Source organism: Cupriavidus sp. 8B, from assembly GCF_054589115.1.
This window is the reverse complement of the sequence record NZ_BAAILO010000362.1, coordinates 1-365: the sequence shown is the minus strand read 5'-3', so window position 1 is coordinate 365 and position 365 is coordinate 1. Positions and strand designations below refer to the sequence as shown.

The window sequence follows — 365 nt, the reverse complement described above, 5'->3', positions numbered from 1 at the left end:
TTCTTGGCCTCGGTGTGGGCGCGGACGATGCCTGCCAGCGAACATTCGTCCGTGATGGCCAGGGCGCTGTAACCGAGTTCGACCGCGCGCTCGACCAGTTCCTCGGCGCTCGAAGCACCGTCAAGGAACGAGAAATTCGAGAGGCAATGGAGCTCGGCGTAGTCGGGTAGGCCGCCGCCGGTCAGCAGGGAATCCATGGCGTTGCCTCACCCGAACAGGCCGTGCAGGTACCACCGCGCCTCGTCGCCCTCGCGGCTACCCATACGCTCCTGGTACACCCAGTAATGCGCGTGATCCCGGCCCTCGGCCACGTAATAATCGCGCGTCACCACCTCGCCCGCCCACCATCCCGCCTCGATGCGCTC

General features: G+C 66.0%; 1 protein-coding gene and 1 pseudogene. Both read right to left on the bottom strand.

Annotated elements, in window-relative coordinates; translation table 11 throughout:
- A partial coding sequence (locus tag ACYP5B_RS34225; RefSeq protein ID WP_459572587.1) for a PHP domain-containing protein occupies positions 1-197 on the bottom strand: 197 nt, incomplete at its 3' end.
- Between the two features lie 9 nt (positions 198-206).
- Positions 207-365: pseudogene (locus ACYP5B_RS34220) on the bottom strand (DNA polymerase Y family protein); the annotation flags it as partial.